Origin of the sequence: Sphingomonas trueperi, from assembly GCF_011927635.1 — a bacterium.
Classification (GTDB): Bacteria; Pseudomonadota; Alphaproteobacteria; order Sphingomonadales; family Sphingomonadaceae; genus Sphingomonas; species Sphingomonas trueperi.
In genome coordinates this window covers 115864-136293 of record NZ_JAATJB010000013.1, presented here as the reverse complement: position 1 = coordinate 136293, position 20430 = coordinate 115864, and the positions used below count along the sequence as shown (strand labels likewise).

At 63.1% G+C, this 20430-nt stretch carries 15 protein-coding genes; 13 read left to right on the top strand and 2 right to left on the bottom strand.

Going from position 1 to position 20430, the window contains the following annotated elements; translation table 11 throughout:
* Positions 1–379: 379 nt before the first annotated feature.
* Entirely contained in the window at positions 380–1546 is a 1167-nt protein-coding gene (locus tag GGR89_RS17870) for a tyrosine-type recombinase/integrase (RefSeq protein WP_425338776.1), read from the bottom strand.
* Positions 1547–2152: 606 nt separating this feature from the next.
* Positions 2153–3058, bottom strand: coding sequence for a restriction endonuclease (locus GGR89_RS17865; RefSeq protein ID WP_232252425.1), 906 nt, complete (start codon positions 3056–3058; stop codon positions 2153–2155).
* 295 nt (positions 3059–3353) lie between these two features.
* Here GGR89_RS17865 and qatA point away from each other — a divergent pair, with 295 nt between their 5' ends.
* The 13 genes from qatA (at position 3354) to GGR89_RS17800 (ending at position 20373) form a co-directional block, all read left to right on the top strand.
* Complete coding sequence (gene qatA / locus GGR89_RS17860) at positions 3354–5333, top strand: Qat anti-phage system ATPase QatA (RefSeq protein ID WP_151606828.1); 1980 nt, start codon at positions 3354–3356, stop codon at positions 5331–5333.
* Positions 5333–6241, top strand: coding sequence for a Qat anti-phage system associated protein QatB (gene qatB, locus GGR89_RS22825; RefSeq protein WP_167713032.1), 909 nt, complete (start codon positions 5333–5335; stop codon positions 6239–6241). The genes qatA and qatB overlap by 1 nt, the downstream gene beginning before the upstream one ends.
* Entirely contained in the window at positions 6238–7608 is a 1371-nt protein-coding gene (qatC, locus tag GGR89_RS17850; RefSeq protein WP_151606832.1) for a Qat anti-phage system QueC-like protein QatC, read from the top strand. Before qatB ends, qatC begins: the two co-directional genes overlap by 4 nt.
* Positions 7605–8360 (top strand): Qat anti-phage system TatD family nuclease QatD, encoded by a 756-nt coding sequence (qatD, locus tag GGR89_RS17845; RefSeq protein WP_126848721.1) that lies wholly within the window; start codon positions 7605–7607, stop codon positions 8358–8360. Before qatC ends, qatD begins: the two co-directional genes overlap by 4 nt.
* Before the next feature lie 75 nt (positions 8361–8435).
* Complete coding sequence (locus tag GGR89_RS17840) at positions 8436–8771, top strand: helix-turn-helix domain-containing protein (RefSeq protein WP_126848722.1); 336 nt, start codon at positions 8436–8438, stop codon at positions 8769–8771.
* The gene (locus GGR89_RS17835) at positions 8764–10011 is read left to right on the top strand and encodes a type II toxin-antitoxin system HipA family toxin (RefSeq protein WP_167713030.1); all 1248 of its coding nucleotides are present in this window, start codon (positions 8764–8766) and stop codon (positions 10009–10011) included. The genes GGR89_RS17840 and GGR89_RS17835 overlap by 8 nt, the downstream gene beginning before the upstream one ends.
* A complete protein-coding gene (locus GGR89_RS17830) occupies positions 10008–11132 on the top strand; it encodes a hypothetical protein (protein ID WP_192798596.1) in 1125 nt (374 codons plus the stop codon). The genes GGR89_RS17835 and GGR89_RS17830 overlap by 4 nt, the downstream gene beginning before the upstream one ends.
* A 77-nt stretch (positions 11133–11209) precedes the next feature.
* Positions 11210–13834: an AAA family ATPase gene (locus tag GGR89_RS17825; RefSeq protein ID WP_167713028.1), complete on the top strand. Its 2625-nt coding sequence runs from the start codon at positions 11210–11212 to the stop codon at positions 13832–13834.
* A 46-nt stretch (positions 13835–13880) separates the two neighbouring features.
* On the top strand, positions 13881–14951 hold the full coding sequence (locus GGR89_RS17820) for a hypothetical protein (RefSeq protein WP_151606837.1): 1071 nt from the start codon (positions 13881–13883) through the stop codon (positions 14949–14951).
* Between the two features lie 129 nt (positions 14952–15080).
* Entirely contained in the window at positions 15081–15965 is an 885-nt protein-coding gene (locus GGR89_RS17815) for a hypothetical protein (RefSeq protein WP_151606839.1), read from the top strand.
* Positions 15966–15997: 32 nt separating this feature from the next.
* On the top strand, positions 15998–16690 hold the full coding sequence (locus GGR89_RS17810) for a Fic family protein (RefSeq protein WP_151606841.1): 693 nt from the start codon (positions 15998–16000) through the stop codon (positions 16688–16690).
* 190 nt (positions 16691–16880) lie between these two features.
* Positions 16881–18074 (top strand): DUF932 domain-containing protein, encoded by a 1194-nt coding sequence (locus GGR89_RS17805; protein WP_151606843.1) that lies wholly within the window; start codon positions 16881–16883, stop codon positions 18072–18074.
* A gap of 175 nt (positions 18075–18249) precedes the next feature.
* Positions 18250–20373 (top strand): ParB/RepB/Spo0J family partition protein, encoded by a 2124-nt coding sequence (locus tag GGR89_RS17800; RefSeq protein ID WP_151606845.1) that lies wholly within the window; start codon positions 18250–18252, stop codon positions 20371–20373.
* Positions 20374–20430 lie beyond the last annotated feature (57 nt).

Here is a 20430-nt window from a genome sequence, read left to right as displayed (position 1 = left end):
GAAGCCGAAGAGCAATATTATGCTGCCGCGGACAACCTCGATATGGCAGCGTGACTCACAACCCAACGCCTCCGGCAGACCCGGCGCGGTTCAGACAGCACAACCTTCTACAGGCCGATCTCGGAACACTAAGGCGACATGCCATTGATTTTGTTCAAAGCCACGTAAATGACAGGAAGAAGATAATGCTTTACCTGCACAAAAACGGCCTAAGCCAAACCGAGATCGCCAAGGGTCTGGACATCAAGCACCGCCAATCGGTCTCAAAAGCGCTAGCCTCTATTCCGGACAGGTTTTGGTTGAGTTAGAACAACGCGTCTGCCGACACGGCGCCTTGGCAGATACGAGCGCTATGCCGATCTCGCCGCCCACTCCTCGATCATGTCCGCCCATCCTGCAACATTCCGGCTCGCTGCTCGCGGTATTCAGCCTTGTTGTACACCGCGCGCACGCCACGCTGCTCGTGAGCCAAGCACTTCTCGATCCAGTCGGTGTTGTACCCCGCTTCATGCAGCAGCGTGCTGGCGGTGCGCCGCAGATCGTGCGGACCGAACTTTGCGAGCGGCTTGCCGTCCTTCTGCGCCAATCGATAGGTCAGCGTCAGCACCTGGTTGAGCGTTGCGCTGCTCATCGGCAGGTCGAAATCGTACCGCGACGGGAGAACGTACTCCGATCCACCTGCGAAGGTTTTGAGCGCGATGAAGATATCCAGCGCCTGCCGCGACAGGAAAACCAGGTGCGGATTGCGCCGCTTCATGCGCTCCTTTGGGATGGTCCACAGCGCTTCGCTGAAATTGATCTCGCTCCACTTGGCGTTGGTCAGCTCGCTCTTGCGGACCATGGTGAGCAGCAGGAGCTTGGCCGCGGCCCGGATGGAGGGGCTGGTGCCGATCCGCTCGATGTACTGGTACATGAGCGCGATCTCGTCGGGCGTCAGCGCCCTGTCCCTCGGCTCGAAACGCGCGATCGTGGTAGGACGGACCAGCTCCGCCGGGTTCTCCACCTTCTGGCCGCGCTCGATCGCCCAACGGAACACCTGGAACACTACCTCGCGAGCGTGGACGGCCGTCGCCGGCGCGCCGCGTTCGACAATGGCATCGGTCAGCGCGCGCAGATCTTCATGGGTGATCTCGGGCAGCTTCTGGTTGCCGAACTTCGCCTTGAGCTCGCGCTCGAAGATGGCACGGCGCATGTCGCGCGTGGACTCTGCCATCTGGTAACCGCGAAGCCATTTTTCGGCCCAAGCCTCGAACGTGTCCGCATCCTTGATGCGGGCCTTGTTCCGCGCCTTCTCCTTCGCCGGCGATTTCCCCGCCGCGACCATCTTCTTGGCTTCGTTGAGCTGCTCGCGCGCCTCGGCCAGCGTGATGCCGCCAACGCCATACCGGCCGAAGGTGATCGTCTCCTGGCGACCGTTGATCGCGTAGTTGTAGCGGAACGAGATCGATCCTGCCGGCGTGACCGCCACGTACAGCCCGTCCCGGTCGTTCACCTTGTAGAGCTTCTCCTTGGGCTTCAGATTCCGCAGCTTGGTATCGGTCAGCATGCGAACCGCTCCAACACGCCGAAAAATACCATGCTCTCAGACCCCCGATTTTTGACCATATTCCGCTTGCAACTCAGACGTTTAGAAATTTCCAGTACCATGTACGCGCTCTGGCGCGGGCATGGTATCGCTGCCCTCGCTAGCCTGTCAGCGGTTCGCATACCATTAATCGTGCCATTCAAAATACGTGCTTGCCGCTGCCAGACAGTGCCCTACACGACATGGCCCAGACGCAAAAAAGCCCGCATTTCTGCGGGCTTTTCCGTGTCTTATTGCCTCTAGATGCCGGCTCATGCCGGACGTGGGATCATTCCCACTCGATTGTTTCCTGCCCTCATAACGGATTGAATTTGCTCGGTAAAGATTTTTTCACGACTCGCTATACCGTCAGCCAATCCGTCAAAACCTCGCGCTTCTGAAAACATTGGATTTTTCGGCTGCTTTCGCAAAATGCGCCTTCCGCCATCTATCGCCGAACACGGTGCAGGAGGCCCACCCAACATCGATCAAGTCCGCCCCGCCGTCTGCACGCTGCAGTACGATGCGTCATCGCCCATACCTCACTGGCTATACCGTCATCGCAGCCCAAAGCCATTCAACTCCCGCTCAGAGATTTAGATCTCGCACGGCGACGAACGCCCGGTTCGTTTCGGCAGCACGGCGTTCCTTCGCTTCTAACACCGCGATCAATGAGACCTTGCGCGAGAGGACCTCATAGAGGTCGAGTCCGTCAGCGCATATCAGATTGGTTTGCCGCCCACGCGAGAACGCTTCGAGCCCCTCGGTCGTGAAGCCGGAATTGCTAACGAACAGTCCACGCGACCACGACGCCTTTCCGCCGACTTTGCCCGAAAAGGTCATCAGATCGGCGAAGCCAATCTGAGGCCCGTGCCATTTCGCTTCCACCAGATAGGTCTGTCCATGCAGCTTGAAACTGCCATCGATCTGCTCGCCGACGAGACGGAACGAGCCGCGCGGTGCGAGCCCGAAGCCGGCGAACAGCTCGTTGAGGAAGCCTTCGAATCGCAGACCTCGCGTCTGGGGGTCGAGCTTGGTGATCTCAACGAGCAGCGTCGCGAGTTCCTGGGCCTTTGCCTCACTCAAAGTCGAAGACGCCTGCGGCGCAGGTTCCCCCGCCTTCGCCGAGCCGAAGCTGCTGAGGAAGCTTGAATCAAGCAACTCGGGGATTTTGAACTGGACGCCCGGAAGGAGAATGTTCAGCCGATCAATTTCTTCGCGGCTCAGGGGATTTCCCTTGCCGCGCCGGTAGGTCATCGCCTGTCGGACGATCGCCACGATTAGCTTGGTGAAACACGACCGGCGCTGTTCGAGCGTCGCGGTCAAGAGTTGGACGATCGCGGGCCGCTTGCTGCCTGCGACCCACAGATCGCCAACACCAGCCTGCGCAGCGGCAAGCGGAAATGCGGTCCTGTTGTTTCCGCTTCCGGGGAGAAAATCGTAGAGAAGGTCCGCCAGGTCTTCGACCGCCTGGGCTTCACGAAACGACATCATAACCTACCAGCCCTCGGGTTCCTTCATCCCCGCCTCGAGTTCATCCAGGTGCGGAAGCGCGCGCCATTGCATCCTGCCGAGGTCTGCCAACAACTCATTGCGGTGAGATCCGACGAACGACGTGTCCCGGATCGTCGTAGAATTCATGTGGCGACTCTCAATCTAGCAAGATTGTAAGCTTCATGCTACACAATCCCAAGATCCGTAGCACGAAGGAGGCAGGCGAACTGCTGTTGCGGATGCGCAGCCGCCAGGACGGGCTCCATCGGCTGCTGAACGTGTGGGGGGGCAAGCAGTGATCCTGACGGACAACGAGACCAAGGTCGACCTTCTCAACAACGAGGCGATCGCAGCAACCATCATCAAGCTCTTGCGCGACCGGCCCGATCAACCGGTGACTGTTGGTGTCCATGGCGATTGGGGCGCCGGCAAGTCTAGTGTGCTGGAGATGATCGAGGCCGGCTTCGAGGGGGAAGCGAAGGTCCTGTGCCTCAAGTTCAACGGCTGGCGTTTTCAGGGATTCGAAGACGCTAAAATTGCGCTTATCGAAGGCATCGTCACAGGGCTCATCGAAAAGCGACCCGCTCTCACTGCGGCGGGCGAAACAGTCAAGGACGTCTTTCGCCGGATCGACTGGCTCAAGATGGCGAAGAAGGCTGGTGGGCTCGCGTTCACCGCCTTCACCGGAATTCCGACTCCCGATCAGATTCAGACCATCGTCGGCACCTTGGAAGGCTTCCTCGCCGATCCGGCAAAGCTCGCGACCAAGGACAATCTCGAAGCAGCCGTCGAAGGCGTGAAAGGCCTGTTGAAGCCGAAGGGTGAAGGCGACTCGACCAACGTTCCCGAGGAGATCAACGCATTCCGGAAAGCCTTCGACGATCTTCTCGACAAGGCCGGTGTCGCGCAACTCGTCGTCCTGATCGATGACCTCGATCGCTGCTTGCCCGATACCGCAATCGAGACCTTGGAGGCCGTCCGTCTCTTCGTCTTCACGTCGCGAACCGCCTTTGTCGTCGCCGCCGACGAGGCGATGATCGAATATGCGGTGCGCAAACACTTTCCCGATCTGCCGGACAGCACCGGTCCGCAGACATATGCCCGGAACTACCTTGAAAAGCTCATCCAGGTGCCCTTCCGAATCCCTGCGCTGGGGGACACGGAAACGCGCATCTATGTCACTCTCCTCCTTGTCGGCGCCGAACTCGGCGACAACGACCCGGCGTTCAATGATTTGATCAAGATCGCTCGTGAACGGCTTAAGCGCCCGTGGACCTCCGGCGCGCTCGATGCTGCCACCGTCAGAGTCGCTCTCGGGGACAAGGCTTCGCGCGCCAACAATGCGTTGGCGCTCAGCGATCAGATCGGACCGATCCTCGCCAACGGAACCAAGGGCAATCCGCGTCAGATCAAGCGATTCCTCAACACGCTCGTCTTGCGGCAGCGCATCGCCGAAGCGAGAGGGTTCGGGGATGACGTCAAGCTGCCGGTGCTCGCAAAACTCATGCTCGCCGAGCGGTTCCTGCCCCGCCTCTTCGATCAAATCGCCGCAGCCGCCGCGGCAGCAGCAAATGGCAAATGCCCGGACCTGTCAGCGCTCGAAGCGGCGGCGACCGCCAAGGATGACGCGAAAACTGCGGCCAAGCCGGAGAAGGCCGCTGCCAAAGGCGATGACGCCGTGAAGTCGACGCCCAAACTGGAAGCCGTGAAGTCGACCGAGAGCGCGCTCTTGAGCGAATGGCTATCCTCGCCTGCGATCAAAGCCTGGGCGGCGGTGCCAACTGCGATCGGTGGCGAGGATCTTCGCCCCTACCTCTTCGTCGCAAAGGACAGGAAGGATTATTTCGGCGCCGCCTCAGTGCTCGGCCACCTTGCTGCCGTGGTCGAACAGCTCTTCGGCGCGAAATTCGCGGTGCAGGGCCTCGAAGCCGATCTCAAGCGCCTGGCCCCACCCGAAGCGGCGCAGATCTTCGAAGCGGTGCGCGGCCGCATCGTCGGTGGGGACAGCTTTGACACTGAGCCGCCTGGCGCGGCCGGCTTGGTGGTTCTCGTAAAGGCTCATCCGACCCTGCAGGCCAATCTCGTCGATTTCCTCGAAGCGCTCCCGCGAGATCGTCTCGGTCCATGGGTCTGCGGCGGCTGGGAAGGTGTTCTCAAGGATGGCGATGCGACCCAACGCTTCGACCGCCTCCTTCAGACCTGGGGCAAAGAAGGTGGTGCGATGCTCAAGGTGGCGGCCACGGGTGTTCTTCGCACCCGCCAGGGAGCCCGCTGATGGGCACCTCCAGTGCATTCGGCGGCCAGGGCGGCCGGACGCCCCTCGTCCCGAGCTGGCTAGGCGATGACGGCGCACCGCCTGCCGCTCCAGACGGAGCCCCACCTGATGGTGGACCACCAGACGGTCCGCCCGTGGATGCGCCAGCAGACGGCGCCCCACCAGCCGCTCCCCCGGCACCGCCGGCTCGCCCGCCCATACCGCCGGTAGCCGATCCCGCGCGCTTCTCAGCGGCTCGCAACAACTTCTCGCGTTTCGCTGGTTCGGGCGGCAGCGACCGCAAGAGTCTCGGCCGAGCCGTCTCGCACTACGTGGGCTCATCGGCAGGTGGGGCGCGCACGGCGGCCGCAAGGATGGGATCGGCGCGCGGCGCAGGCAGCCGCTTGCTTGGCTTCCTGTCGGACGCCGTCGCACGCGGCGCGACCGAAGCGCTTCGTGCGCTCAACCTCGGCGCTCTCGCAGGCCGCCCTATCGAAGAAATCTTTCTCGGCCTGGCGGACTATGTGTGTCCTGACGGCGGTTCGATCGACGAAGGCATCGCACGCGAAGCGTTCATCGAAACCATCACGGACCTTGCCGGTGCAGGCATTGCCGACCTCGACGGCCTCACCGCCGATCAGATGCAGACTGTGTTCGAGCTGTATGCGACCAACGCGATCGAAGCACGGCTCTGCAACGACATCGGCGCGAAGACGATCACCCTGCCGTCGGATAGTCGCGAAGCCGCGCGCGTGCAGGCGCAATTGAACGACTTCATCCGGCGCGGGGTGGCCGATGCGCTCACGGTCGCCCGCGCCGCGGCTGCAGCGCTGACGCCCGATCGCGTGCTCCAGTTCGTCGGGCGCATCTACGAGCAAGCGTTCGGGATCTTGCAGATCATGGGCGATGCGGAGGCGGAAGGCACATGAGGAGACACGTCATCATAGGCCGATACGGCCCCGGCGACCGCAGCCGCTTTTCACTTGGCGATGGAGAAGTCGAAACCCGCCTTGACCTGGTTGTCGGCGAGCGAACCCTCAATCACGGTATCGGCCGCGCGATCGGCGATCTGTCGCGGCTTGGCGTTCATCCTTCAGAGATCGGCGTCGACATCCTGGTTCTGGCCGCCCACGTCCACGCTGCTGACACACGCATTTCGCGGGCGAGTGAATCGCAGGATGGCTGGACCCGCGAAATCCGGCTGATCGTCCCGGTTTCCGATCCCGATCGATGGACAGCCGTCGCGCCGACCTTCGTCCGGATGCTGAACTTTCTCACCGGCGACCGCTGGTCGATCGCGTTTCGCGCCCGACCGCGCCGTTTCGTCAGGGTCGCTCCCGAACACCCTGCTCGGCTTATTGGTCCTCCCTTCGACGATCTCGCCCTCTTCTCGGGCGGCCTCGACAGTCTCATCGGCGCGATCGACGCCCTTGAGAATGGCCGTACACCGCTTCTCATTAGTCACGCTGGCGAAGGTGCGACCAGCGATGCGCAGTCCACCATCTTCGACACGTTGAAGACCCACTATCGAGGCCGCGCCTTCGATCGCTTGCGCCTCTGGATGGCATACCCGGATGGCTTCGTCCGGGGTTCAGGCGGAGAGAATACGACCCGCGGCAGGTCGTTCCTGTTTTTCGCCCTCGGCGTCTTCGCTGGAAGCGGACTTGAGCGGGCGTTCACCTTGAAAGTGCCCGAGAACGGCCTCATCGCCGTCAACGTGCCGCTCGATCCATTGCGCCTCGGCGCACTAAGCACGCGCACGACCCATCCTTTTTACATCGCCCGTTGGAATGACGCCCTCCATGGGCTCGGCCTGAACGGCAGGATCGAAAATCCCTATTGGGATAGGACCAAGGGCGAGATGGTCGCAGCCTGCACCAACGGCGCATTATTACGTCGCCTCGTCCCCTCATCGCTATCCTGCGCGGCTCCGACCAAGGGACGCTGGCAGGGTCTCGGCACACAGCATTGCGGCTATTGCCTGCCATGTCTCATCAGACGGGCAGCACTCGTTGCCGGCTTACGCCCCGATCCAGATCCCACCGTCTACACGGTCGATGACCTCACCGCCCGCGCGCTCGACACACGCCAATCAGAAGGTGTCCAGATTCGCTCTTTCCAGCTTGCGATCGAGCGGCTTCGCGCCCGGCCGGCACTGGCGCCGATTCTCATCCACAAGCCGGGGCCACTCTTCGATGAATCGCCAGCTCGGCAAGCTGCTCTCGCTGGCGTCTACCGGCGCGGCCTTGAAGAGGTTGGAGCTCTCCTGGCAGGTGTGAGGACGCGGCCGGGATGACCGAGAATGCTCAAGCCGTCGGTGTCGATTTCCACTGCCATCTCGACCTCTATCCCGACCATGAGGCCGCGATCGCGAGGGCAGAAGCAGCTCGGATCTACACCCTGACCGTCACGACGACGCCAAAGGCCTGGGCGCGCAATCATGAACTCACGCGTCATACCCGCTTCGTGCGCGCTGCGCTCGGCCTGCATCCGCAGCTCGTCGCGGAGCGCGCCGGCGAGTTCCCGCTATGGGAGCGTCACCTGCCTGAGACACGCTACGTCGGTGAAGTCGGTCTTGATGCCGGCCCGCGCTTCTACAAATCGCTGGATACCCAAAAGCATGTGTTCCGTAGCGTCCTTGAGCGATGCGCAGAAGCAGGAGGCAAGATTCTCACTGTCCACAGTGTGAGGAGCGTTCCAGCGGTGCTCGATATGATCGAACAATATCTCCCGCAGGATCGCGGCACCGTCGTGCTTCACTGGTTCACCGGAAGCAAAAGCGAGGCTCGACGTGCGGCGGCGCTCGGCTGCTATTTCTCCGTCAATGCCGAGATGACCCGCTCGGATCGCGGCCGTTCCCTCGTCTCCGACTTGCCTATCGATCGCATACTGACGGAGACAGACGGCCCTTTCACTCAGGTTGACGGTCGTCCCAGCGAGCCCGCGGACGTGAAAACCACGGTCGCAGCGATCGCCGACGTCCGGAGGGTCCCGGTCGATGCCGTCACGACAGCGGTAAGATCGAACCTTCGTTCTCTGCTGAGATGAGGTCCTCAAAGGGCCTAGATAAATTGTAATCTTCGTGCTACATATTCGGTCGATCTGTAGTGCGAAGGTGTCAAAATGCCCACTCCACACAACCCTCCTGCTGCGGTGCGGCGCGCGCTGCGCAAGCTTGGGGCGGATATCCATGATGCCCGTCGACGCCGACGGCTGCCGATGGCGGTCGTAGCCGAGCGCGCCTTCACGTCTCGCTCCACGCTGCAAAGGGTCGAAGCCGGGGACACCAACGTCAGCGTCGGCATTTATGCCGGCGTCCTGCAGGCGCTCGGCCTCCTCGACGGCCTGAGCCAGGTCGCCGACATCAGCAACGACAGCGTCGGTCAGGCGCTCGCCAGCGCCGACCTGCCCAAGCATGTCCACCTCAAGCGGCCAACCGGATCGTCCCGCGATGGCTGACTTCGAGGTCCATATCGATTTGGACGGTCGCACACGCCCCATCGGACTGGCGAGGAGCAATCGCGTCCGGGGCACCGAGACCATCCTCTTCGAGTATGACAGCGCATGGCTTGAGGACCCCGACCGCTTCTCCCTGGAGCCGGCTCTTGCTCTGACCCGCGGCGCCTTCGCCCCTCCTGCCGGTCTTGCGACTTTCGGCTCCATCGGCGACTCAGCGCCGGATACCTGGGGCCGGCGCCTCATGCAGCGCGCCGAACGCCGTCTCGCCGATCGAGAAGGCCGCGCGGTTCGCACGCTTGTAGAAAGCGACTACCTGCTCGGCGTCGCCGACGAGACCCGGCTTGGCGCACTCCGTTTCCGCTGGGTCGGCGAAGAGATTTTCCAAGCGCCGATCCGCGCAGGCGTTCCTGCCCTAATCGAGCTCGGCCGGTTGCTCCAGATCACCGAACGGATTCTCCGGGACGAGGAAACGGATGAAGACCTACAGCTCATCTTTGCCCCAGGCTCCTCTCTTGGCGGTGCCCGACCGAAGGCGTCGGTCATCGACCAACATGGTCACCTCTCCATAGCGAAATTCCCGAAGGAGACCGACGACTACAGTATGGAGACCTGGGAAGAGATCGCGCTGCGGCTAGCCGGCCAGGCACGTATTGCCACGCCTCAACACGAGCTGATCGACGTCGCCGGCAAGGCGGTCATGTTGTCGCGACGCTTCGATCGCGACGGTGCGATCCGCATCCCGTTCCTGTCGGCGATGGCGATGATGGGCGCTAAGGACGGCGAGCGCGGCAGCTATCCGGAGATCGTCGATGCCCTTGCTCAACACGGCGCTCAGGGGAAGACGGACGCCCATGCCCTCTATCGGCGTGTCGTCTTCAATGTGCTGATCTCCAATGTCGACGACCACCTCCGCAATCACGGTTTCCTGTGGCTGGGAAAGGCGGGTTGGTCTCTCTCGCCAGCATACGACCTAAATCCCGTTCCGACCGATCTCAAGGCGCGGGTGCTGACCACGAACATCGATCTCGACGAGGGCACCTGTTCGCTCGATCTGCTGGAGGCGGCGTCCGAGTTTTTCGCGCTCACACTGCCGCAGGCCCGCGCGATTATCAAAGAGGTCGCGATCGTGACCGCGACCTGGCGCGATACAGCCAAGGCGGTCGGCGCTCGATCGGCGGAGATCAGCCGCATGGCCAGCGCTTTCGAGCATGACGATCTCAAGCGGGCGCTGGCGCTATGACGAGGACCTTCCTGCACAATTTCGATCCGCCCGCATCCAGCCCTGTCACGGGCGCGACCGTCGACCTCGAAGTCTCGGAGATCGAGGACGCCGGGATTCGCGAAGTGTTGCAGACGCCAGGGGCGGCATATGGCGCGTGGTCCATCCTGGACGCGCTGTTGACGCCAACCGGCGCGGGTACGCCCTTCATCTTCCGGGAACCGCTTGGACAGGCCCGCGAGGTGAAGGTCGCGCTATCTGGCCTGTTCGGCCGCTTCGTTGCCCGCGCCTATCTGGAACGCTACTTCAACCTTTCGATCTTCGCGCATCTCGGCAGCCGCATCATCGACCTCGATCGCCGCCGACAGGTCAAAGTCACGCGCTTGTCCCGTGGCGACCTGCCCGACTGGATCGCCTGCGCGTCCGACCTGTCCTCCTTGACCGTGGCCGAAGCGAAGGGTTGCCATGATAGTGGCGGCCCGGCCAAAGCATTGAACCGCGCCTGGGCTCAGGCCGGACGGATAGATCTCACCGCCGGAGGCCGGAAGGTCACAGTAAAGCGCATTGCCATCGCGACCCGCTGGGGGATGGCGGCGCCAAATCCGACCGACGCCCACCTCTCAGTCCGCGATCCAGTCGATGAAGGCGAGCCGATCAAGCCGGAGGAGAAAGACGCGCTCTTCATCGGGCTTCTCCGCCTCCATATCGCCAATCTCATCAAGTCGCTCGGGCACGCTGAGCTAGCCAGTGCGCTCCGCGGCCTCACCCACCAGCCCTTCGCGCGAAGACTCCAAGGGGACCTCCAACGCGCCCGAGCGTTGCTGGATGCCACGCCGGTGAGAGAGGTGGAAAAGGCCACAGCCATGGGCGGACTGATCGGAGGGATCGTCACCCGTGCCGGGCCGGTCGCTGACACCGACGTTGCGCCCGCCGATCAGGAGGCGCTCGCTCGCCTCAACCTCCGGCCGGTCTTCGTCGGCATCGAGCGCGATCTCATTCGTGCCGTTATCGACGCGGAGCTGCAAAGCGTTCGTATCCGCCTGACGCAGACAGTGGGTCCGGACGAATTTGCTCGGCCGGATCGCGCCGGCGGCTGGATCATCCCGATCGGTGAGGAGCGACGCATCAGAGGGGGCACCTGATCCGGTGAACACCAAACATAAGCATCATGGGGAAACGGCCGGCCACATCGGACACGGCACGATTAGGGGACAGAAAGATGGAAACGCAGGAGACCGATCTCTCGAATGAGGCAGCGGCGCTGGCCGACATCCTCAAATGGTCGGCGGACCTGCCGGCCTGGCAGCGCGATGCGCTGCGCCGGCTGTGTAGTCAGCCCAAGCTAGAAAGCGCCGACATCACGGCCCTCGTCGCTGTCTGTAAGGCGATCGACCAAGCCGCTTCCCTCGACCCAAGCCATATCAGGGACCCGGCAGCTAGCCACGCCATCGTCAGCCTCGGCGCGCTCCATGGTCTGTCGAACGTCAATGCCCTCGCACCGGGCGAGCGTCTATCCTTCGGCAAGACCGGTCTCACGGTCATCTATGGCGACAACGGCGCCGGCAAATCCGGCTACGCCCGCGTCCTAAAGCAACTCTGCCGGGCACGCTCGCCGAAGGGCGACGCGATCCTTCCCAACATCTATGCGGCTGGTTCCGGCACCCCCACCGCCAGCGTTGACTTCTTCATCGGCGGACAGAAGCGAAGCGCATCCTGGATTCAGGGAAGCGCGCCTGATCCAATGCTCTCGGCCGTCAGTGTCTTCGACTCGCGCACTGCCAATGTGCATGTCGAGAACACCAACGATCTCGCCTATACGCCGTTGCCGCTCCGGATCCTCGCGGGTCTCGCGCAAGCATGCCAGGATGTGAAGGCCAAACTGGCCGCCGAGATAAAAGCGCTCCAAGAGCAGACACCCGCGATCCTGTCGAAGCCCGAATGCAAACCGGACACGCTGGTCGGCAAGTTGATCGCTAGCCTGTCGGGCAAGACGAAGGAGGAAGGCGTCGAGAAGCTAGCGGGCCTGACGGCGGAAGAAGAAACCCGGCTGCAAACGCTGAACACCGACCTGGCCAGCGACCCTGCGCGCACGGTCCGCCAGCTCCAGAGCCAGGAAGCCCGCATCAAGTCGGCGATCGAGCAGATCGAGCCGCTCATGGTCGCCGCCACGGACGAAACCCGGGCAGCGCTACGCGACGCCCATACGCGCCTTGCAACGGCGCGCTCCGCTGCCGCTGCCGCCTCCGCCAACCTGTTCGCCGATGAGCCTCTGCCCGACATCGGCTCGGACGTCTGGAAGGTCTTGTGGGAGGCGGCCCGAGATTATTCCCGCGCATCCGCGTATCCTGATCGGCCGTTCCCCGTAGCGGGTACTGGGGCCCATTGCGTCCTCTGCCAGCAGCCGCTCAGCGAAGAAGCCTCGAAGCGGCTCAGCAGCTTCGAAGCCTTCGTGCAGGACGAGAGCAAGCGCCGCGAGCAGGAAGCTGTGGACGCATATGACGAGAAGCTCGAAGAGGTCGCGTCGCAAGCCATCTCGATGAAGTCTCTCGCCGCGATCGTCGCGACGATGCGCGATGACATCGGCCAGGAAGAAGTGGCGAGGACCCTTCGCCGCGAGATCCTCCACCTGGCTTGGCGGCTGCGCGCCATATTGCGAACCCATGGCGACGCGGCCCCGTCTGACCTTCCATCCCCGGCCACCATTTCCCTCGATCCGCTGCGCACGGCCCTCAGCGGTATCGCCACGCGTATCGAAGGCTTGCAGTCGGAGGCCAGCTCCCCGCGGCGCGTCGCACTCGTCGCCGAGCGCGATGGCCTTGCGGACCGCAAATGGCTCGGCTTGGTGAAAGCCGATGTTCTCGCCCAGATCGAGCGCCTCAAGGCCATCGAGGTGATCGAGAAAGCCAGCAAGGACACGACCACAAACAAAATCACGACCCAGAGCGCCCGTATCGCGCAAGCGCTCGTCACCAACCGCCTGCGTGGTCGGTTCGCAATCGAGGTGGACAAGCTCGGCGTCGCCGGTCTCGCCATCGAGCTTCAGCAGGCCAAGACCACGGCGGGCGTGCCCTTCTTCCAGGTCCGGCTCATCAATAAGCCCAGCGAGCCGGTGGGGAAGGTTCTGAGCGAAGGCGAGCACCGATGCGTCGCGCTTGCGGCTTTCCTCGCCGAACTGTCGACCATCGACGCGCAGTCAGCGATCGTGTTCGACGATCCCGTGTCCTCGCTCGACCATTTGCATCGCGACAGGGTCGCCGCCCGATTGCCTGAGGCCGGGCAGACCCGTCAGGTGATCGTGTTCACTCATGACATGGCGTTCTTACTTCTACTCGATGAAGCCTGCCGGGCGACCAAGGACCGGGAAGCGACGCCGGTTGCGTACCGCCTCATCAGCCGCGGCGCTGAGAACGCCGGCTATTGCCACCAGGATCCACCCGCCAATGTCATGCCGCTCGACAAGGTGATCGACGGGATGAAGGCGCACCTTGCCAATGTGAAAATCCATCACGAACGCGGCGATCAGGCAAAATGGCTGCGCGAGGTGACGTCCTTCCAGGACCAGCTTCGCACCATTTGGGAACGCGCCGTCGAGGAGGTTATCGGGCCGGTGATCCGTCGCCTCTCGCGCAAGGTCGACACGATGGGTCTCATCAAACTCACTGTCCTTACGGCCGGGGATTGCACCGTGATGCGCGAAGCGTTCGGACGTTGTTCCGCGCTGCTTCACAGTCAGCCTGGAGAGATCAATCCGCGGCTGCCCGCACCTTCCGTCATCGAAGCAGAGATCGACGCGCTGGAAAAATGGATCGCCGACATCCGGACCCGTCAGGAGAAGGCTGCATGATGATGCTGTATCACGCCACATTGCCCCACGTCGGAGGCGACGGCCGATGGTGAAATGGTCCGAGTTGAAACGGGCGTCCGATGTCGTCCTGGCCGTCTGGCCTCACTATCGTCCCTTGTTCGAGCGTTGGTTGATGCAGGAGCTCATCGACAAGGGTGAGCTCGCACCGGTCTGGCGAGAGCGCATGGTGCCAGGCGAAAACGACAGCGTCTTTACCGATCATTATCCTGGTCGCGAAGCTGCAATCGCGGCCGCCAATGCACTCAATCCGACCTTGCGTCAGGCACTCTCCGCGCGTGCCATGGATCCCGTTGTCAAACGATCGCTCGAACTCAAGATTGACAAGACCCTGCAGGCAAAACAGCGTCTGCAAGACGAAGAAGCACTGATGCTGGCCGAATCTCTACGCCGTCACGCTGATGACGAGCGGCCGGACGCAGCCGCTTTAAAACTCGCGCCGGACTCCGAGCGCTATCGTCAGGATCTTGCCGAACAACTGGCCACGATGCCGTATCTGAAAGTGGCCAAGGTAGGACGCTCGGGCAACCAATGGCGCTACGTCCTTCTATACTTGGCCCCGGATGGCGTTTGGTCGAAACCCTATCAGCCCGGCGAGAGAGGCGCGCAGATCGCAGAACGTGCAAAGATTGCCAACGGCTTCGGTCTGAGCGCCAGCACCCATTGGGGAAAGACAAAGGCCAGGATCCGGCAGATCCTTCTGCCCCGCGCCAATCAATTGCTTCAGCTCGCGAGCGTTCAGCGGATGCTCGCCGAAGCGCTTGCACGAGGCGAACACGTGCTTGTCTCAAACGGCATTGTCTTCTGGTACGAGCCGGATGGCGGTGTCGGCTGGCTGGTCAAGGAGACATCGTCGACGCGAGAGTCCGAAGGCGCGACGATCTGGAAGGAAGGGACGATCCTCTCCACCAATCACGGCCGCCTCGTTGTGCTGCCCTACATCAAGGAAGGTGGAGAGCACGTTCGCGGCCACACCAAGAACGGCCCGAACGATGGCCGCGCGCTGCCTCGCCATCGCGACCACTATGTCGAGATTCCGTTCTCGCTCTACGACGGTGATCTCATGATCGGGCTGTTCGGGGAGCTTCCATACGAATGAAGAAGACGTGGGACCGCGGTTCTGTTCGTGGTGGGCGGCAGTCGAAGCGCTCTCGACCCTCGCGCCGTCTCAAAAGCGGATTTCCGAAGATCTCGGAATCCTGAAATCCGCAAGGAAGGAAAATCGCACATGACCGCATGGACGTTGGACGATCTTCGACGGCTCGATCTCAAATACGCGGAGGAAGGCATCCACGTCCATCAGCGGCCATTCCGTGCCGCAATGGAGCTTCTCGGTTCCAACTTCGTCATGGGGGTCGGCGGAAACCCCGAAGTCAAACCGATCATGGACACCTATACCGCCATGGTGCCCGAGGTCAGCACGAGCTGGCCAGGTGCTGGGATCGGTTTCGCTGCGTCCGTCGATCAGGTCCGCAAGCTCACCTTCCCGGTCGTATTCGGCCAGGTGTCGCTCCAGCCCTGGCGGGTAGCAGGGTTCTCTAGCGCCGAGGAATGGTGGAACTGGTGTAGGCAGGATCGGGCAATTGCCGGCGAAGTTTCTCTCGCGGTCGCCGATCTCCACGATTTCACCAATGGTTTGAATGAAGTCGAACAAGGGAATCCAGCGGCGACCACGCTCTGGTGCATGGCGCGGTCCAATCTCGAAGATGTGGCGAACACCCTCCCGACGACGTTCAGCCATGACTCGGTAATCCAGCCGATCTGTATGGTGGCCGAACTTTCGATGAAGGCGGCCCTTGTCCGGGACGGTGTCGATCCGGAGTCCTTCAGAAAGGGCAAGGACGGCCACAATCTGTCGTCGCTTGCCCGCCGTATGGCGGACGCGCGCCCGCACCGCGATGACCGACGCGTCCAGGCCGTCGTTGGTGCCCTCCCGCCCTATGTCGAAAGCCGATACAAGCCGGCAGGATTGAAGCGGCTGCAGGTGGTCAAGCTCGCTTTGGGGGTGCAGTTCATCGCCGCATCGAGCCTGCGGCGCATCGCCAGCGCTGATCTCGCGCTCCAGATGGAAACCGACGAGTGGCCCGGCCCACGCCAACCATTCCTCATTTAAAGCGCGCGACACAAGCCGGGGAGAACTGAGCAATGACGAAGCACCCGCCACGATGGCAAGCGCACGCGACGAAAGACTATGACGCCGCCATGTCCGCGCGCTGCGGACAGCTATTGACCGAGATCGTTGCAGATCCCCATCGGCGACAGGCTATCTTGGCTGATCCGCTCGACTTGCATCGGGAATTGTTTGCGCCTTTCGCGCCGTCCGATCACCCCGAATATGCAGGCACCTATCGCGGCACGCCCGGCACCGCGCTCTTCGACCGGAGGATTTCTGCCGAGAGCCAACTCGAGCCGGGTAACGACTATGAATTCTGCCTGCCCGGCGAAGTGGTGTCGCGCATGGCCGAGTTGCTGAAGAACTCCCGAGACTTGCTTGCGGACACCAATGCAGACGACTTCGGCAGGCTGATCGCCTTGACCTACACCTTCTGCTGGTTTGGGAAAATTCACCCCTTCCTTGACGGCAATGGCCATGTTCAACGTGCCATCTTCGCGGCCATGGCGACGGATTTCGGCTACCCGCTCTCCTCGCGTTTTGCCATTCACCCGCGCCCCTATGACCGGCTGCTCGCTACGGCGCTGGAAATCTTCACCCGGGCTCCGATCGGCAAAGAAAACGAAGAATTGGGCCTGGTGGCCGAGTATCTCGCCTTCTTCCTCGATGGGCCGTTTGACGCTCCCCGCAAGCATGTTGGAAGCGCCTCCCCCTACACATCGTGAACGAGCGAGAGCGAATTCGACCAATGTCCTGAAGGGGAAGGCCTTCCCCTGCGGCCGAGCCCAAGGTCTCGACCGACCCCTTCTGCGGGGAGACCCCGCAACGCCCCTGAGAGTGAGAGTGCGGACCGGTTTCCGTGACGGGTAAATAGCTGGGAGAGAGGCTCCCGCGCCCGTCGTGGAGATTGGTCCCATGAACATGCAAGTTCTCGATGCGCGCCGTGACACGACCGGCGGTTACAAGGTGGATGTCAGCCGCGGCGAGCGGGTCGGTCGCGTCTCGTCTGAGTGGTTCTCGCGTCCGGCCGACGAGCGATACCTCTCGCTGTCCGAGCTGGCGCGATCGGTGCGTGACCGCGCCGATCGCAGCAAGACGCGCGTGGTGGAAAGCGCGCTGATCCATGTCGAGGCGAACCGCAACAACCCGGAGCGGTTGGCCCTCATCCTGCCCGGCACCGATACGGCCATTGCGCCGACGCACTGGTCCTTCGGCCAACTCGCCAGCCTGGTCGGCGCACCCGCCGCCTATTTACGGCAGCTCCCGGCCGCGCTCGCCGGGATCAACCTGCAATATGGCCTGACATCCAATCGCGCCGAGCAGATCAAGACGCTGGAAACCGATGACGGTCGCACGGAACTGCGCGCCGTCACCGGCCCAGATTATGGGAGGATATTCGACGCAGAACTGGTGGAAGCCGTGCAGCGCATCGCCGGCAACGGCACGGGTGACACCCGCTGGAAGGTACCGGGCGTGCTCGACTGGTCGACCGGCGTCTACAATCCGCGCGTCGATATCACCAAGGACACGACGACGCTCTATGCTTCCGATCGAGACGTCTTCCTGTTCCTGGTCGATGACCTGAATCCGATCGAGGCCGGCCGCCTGCCGGACGGCTCGCCGGATCTCTACTTCCGCGGCTTCTACTGCTGGAACTCCGAGGTCGGCGCCAAGACACTTGGCATGGCGAGCTTCTATCTCCGCGCGGTCTGCCAAAATCGAAATTTGTGGGGCGTGGAAGATTTCGAGGAAATCACCATCCGCCACAGCAAATACGCCGCCAACCGGTTTGCACATGAGGCGGCCCCAGCACTGTTGAACTTCGCGAACTCCTCGCCCCTGCCCTTCGTCAACGGGATCAAGGCGGCGCGCGAGCGAATCGTGGCGAGAACGGACGAAGACCGCACCGACTTCCTGCGCCGTCGCGGTTTCTCCAAGGCCGAGGCCGGGAAGATCATCGACACGGTACTGGCTGAGGAAGGCCGCCCGCCGGTGAGCATCTTCGACTTCGTTCAGGGCATCACCGCCGTCGCCCGCGACAAGCCCCATCAAGACGCCCGCCTCGACATGGAGGCCAAGGCCAAGAAGCTCCTCGATCGAGCGGCCTGATCTCCGTGACGCCGGGGACGCGGTTTTCCGTGGCTCCGGCTTTGCGCTTCCGTGTCTCTCCGGTTCACCGGTCCGTGGCGCTGCCCCCTTTAGAGGAAGAGGGCGGCGCTTCGCTCCGTGACGGGTTGGAGGTTGAGAGAGAGTCTCTCGGTCGCCCGTCGCGGAGACTATCCCGATGGCTACTGCCGTTCAAAAGATCACCCTGTCGTCCTCGCGCGACATCCCCTTCAACAAGCTGGTGCTCAGCCAGTCCAACGTCCGGCGCGTGAAGGCCGGCGTCTCGATCGAGGACCTGGCGGCCTCGATCGCCCGGCGCGGCCTGATCCAGAGCCTCAGCGTCTTCCCGGTCGTCGATGCCGATGGCAACGAGACCGGCATGTTCGAGGTGCCGGCCGGCGGCCGCCGCTTCCGCGCGCTGGAGATGCTGGTGAAGCAGAAGCGCCTGGCCAAGGTCGCGCCGGTCCCCTGCGTCGTCCGGGAGCGCGACGGCGGCATCCTCCCCGAAGAGGTGTCGCTCGCCGAGAATATTGAGCGCGCGCCGTTGCACCCGCTCGACCAATTCCGCGCCTTCCAGGACATGCGCGACAAGGGCATGACCGAGGAAGAAATCGCCGCAGCCTTCTTCGTGCCGACCCAGGTCGTCAAGCAGCGGCTGCGCCTCGCGTCCGCATCGCCGGCGCTGCTCGATGTCTATGCCGAGGACGGTATGACGCTGGAGCAACTAATGGCCTTCACGGTGTCGAACGACCACGCCCGCCAGGAGCAGGTCTGGGAGGCGATCAAGGACGCCTGGTCGAAGGAGCCGTATCAGATCCGGCGCATGCTGACCGAGACCACGGTGCGCGCGTCCGACAAGCGGGCTATCTTCGTCGGCGTCGAGGCCTATGAGACCGCCGGCGGCGTCACCATGCGCGATCTCTTCCAATCCGATGATGGCGGCTGGCTGCAGGATCCGGCGCTGCTCGATCGTCTGGTCGCCGAAAAGCTGAAGGTCACCGCCGAGACGGTCGCGACCGAGGGTTGGAAATGGATCGAGGTCGCGGTCAGCTTCCCCTATGACGCGACCCGCGGCCTGCGCGAACTGCAGGGCGATGCCCTCGACCTCACGACCGAGGAACAGGCGACGATCGACGCCCTGATCGGCGAGCAGCAGAAGCTCGAGGCCGAATATGAGGGCGCCGACGAGCTGCCGGACGAGGTTGACCAGCGGCTCGGCGAGATCGAGACGGCGCTCGCCGCCCTCGAGGCGCGACCCTTCCGCTACGAGACCGACGATATCGCCCGCGCGGGCGTGTTCATCAGCATCGCCCATGACGGCCAGGTCGACATCGATCGCGGCTATGTCCGGGCCGAGGACGAAGCGCCGATCGCCCCCGAGGGCGAGATTGGCATGGAAGCCGGCGGCGATCCGGCCGAACCGATCGTGCAGCGTGCCGTCATCACGATCGGCGGCCAGCCTGCCGAGCCGGAGGACGACGAGGACGATGCGATCAAGCCGCTGCCCGATCGCCTCGTCACCGAGTTGACGGCCCATCGCACCTTGGCGCTGCGCAATGCACTGGCCGACAACCCGCACGTCGCGATGACCGCGCTCCTGCACAAGGTGGTCTCCGACACCTTCCAGCATCGCATGTACAAGGGTGCGATGGAGGCCTCCGTCAGTCACGTTTTCTTCCCGGTGCAGGACGATGCGTTGAAGGACAGTCCATCGGCTCGCGCAGTGCATGAGCGCCACGAGGGCTGGGCGGGCGACATTCCCGCTGAGGACGATGCGCTCTGGGACTGGCTGGCGGCGCTCGACGACACGAGCCGGATGGCGCTGCTGGCGCACTGCGTGAGCTACGGCGTCAATGCGCTCTACGAGAAGCCTAACCCCTATGGCGGCAACGGCGTCTCGCAGCACGGCCTCGACATGCGGCTCGGCCAAGCCGACCGACTGGCCCGCGCCACTGGCCTCGACATGGTGGACGTCGGCTGGCGTCCGACCGTCGGCAACTATCTCGGTAGGGTCACCAAGCCCCGCATCCTTCAGGCAGTCCGCGAGGGCGCTGGCGATCAGGCAGCGCAACTCATCGACCACCTGAAGAAGGGCGACATGGCCAAGGAGGCCGAACGCCTGCTGGCCGAATCCGGCTGGTTGCCGGAGCCGCTGCGTCTGGTCGCTGAGCCCGAGGCGGCCACCCCGGACACCGAGGCCGGCGGCGAGAACGAAGAGACCGCGCTGCCCGACTTCCTCACGGGCGACGACGAGGAGGCGGCCGCCGAGGACGAGGACGCCCAGCTCGTCGCGGCCGAATGAGCGCGTCGCGGAGCGGCTACGGCCGCTCCGCGAATTCTTCGCTGACGAAGCGCCCCA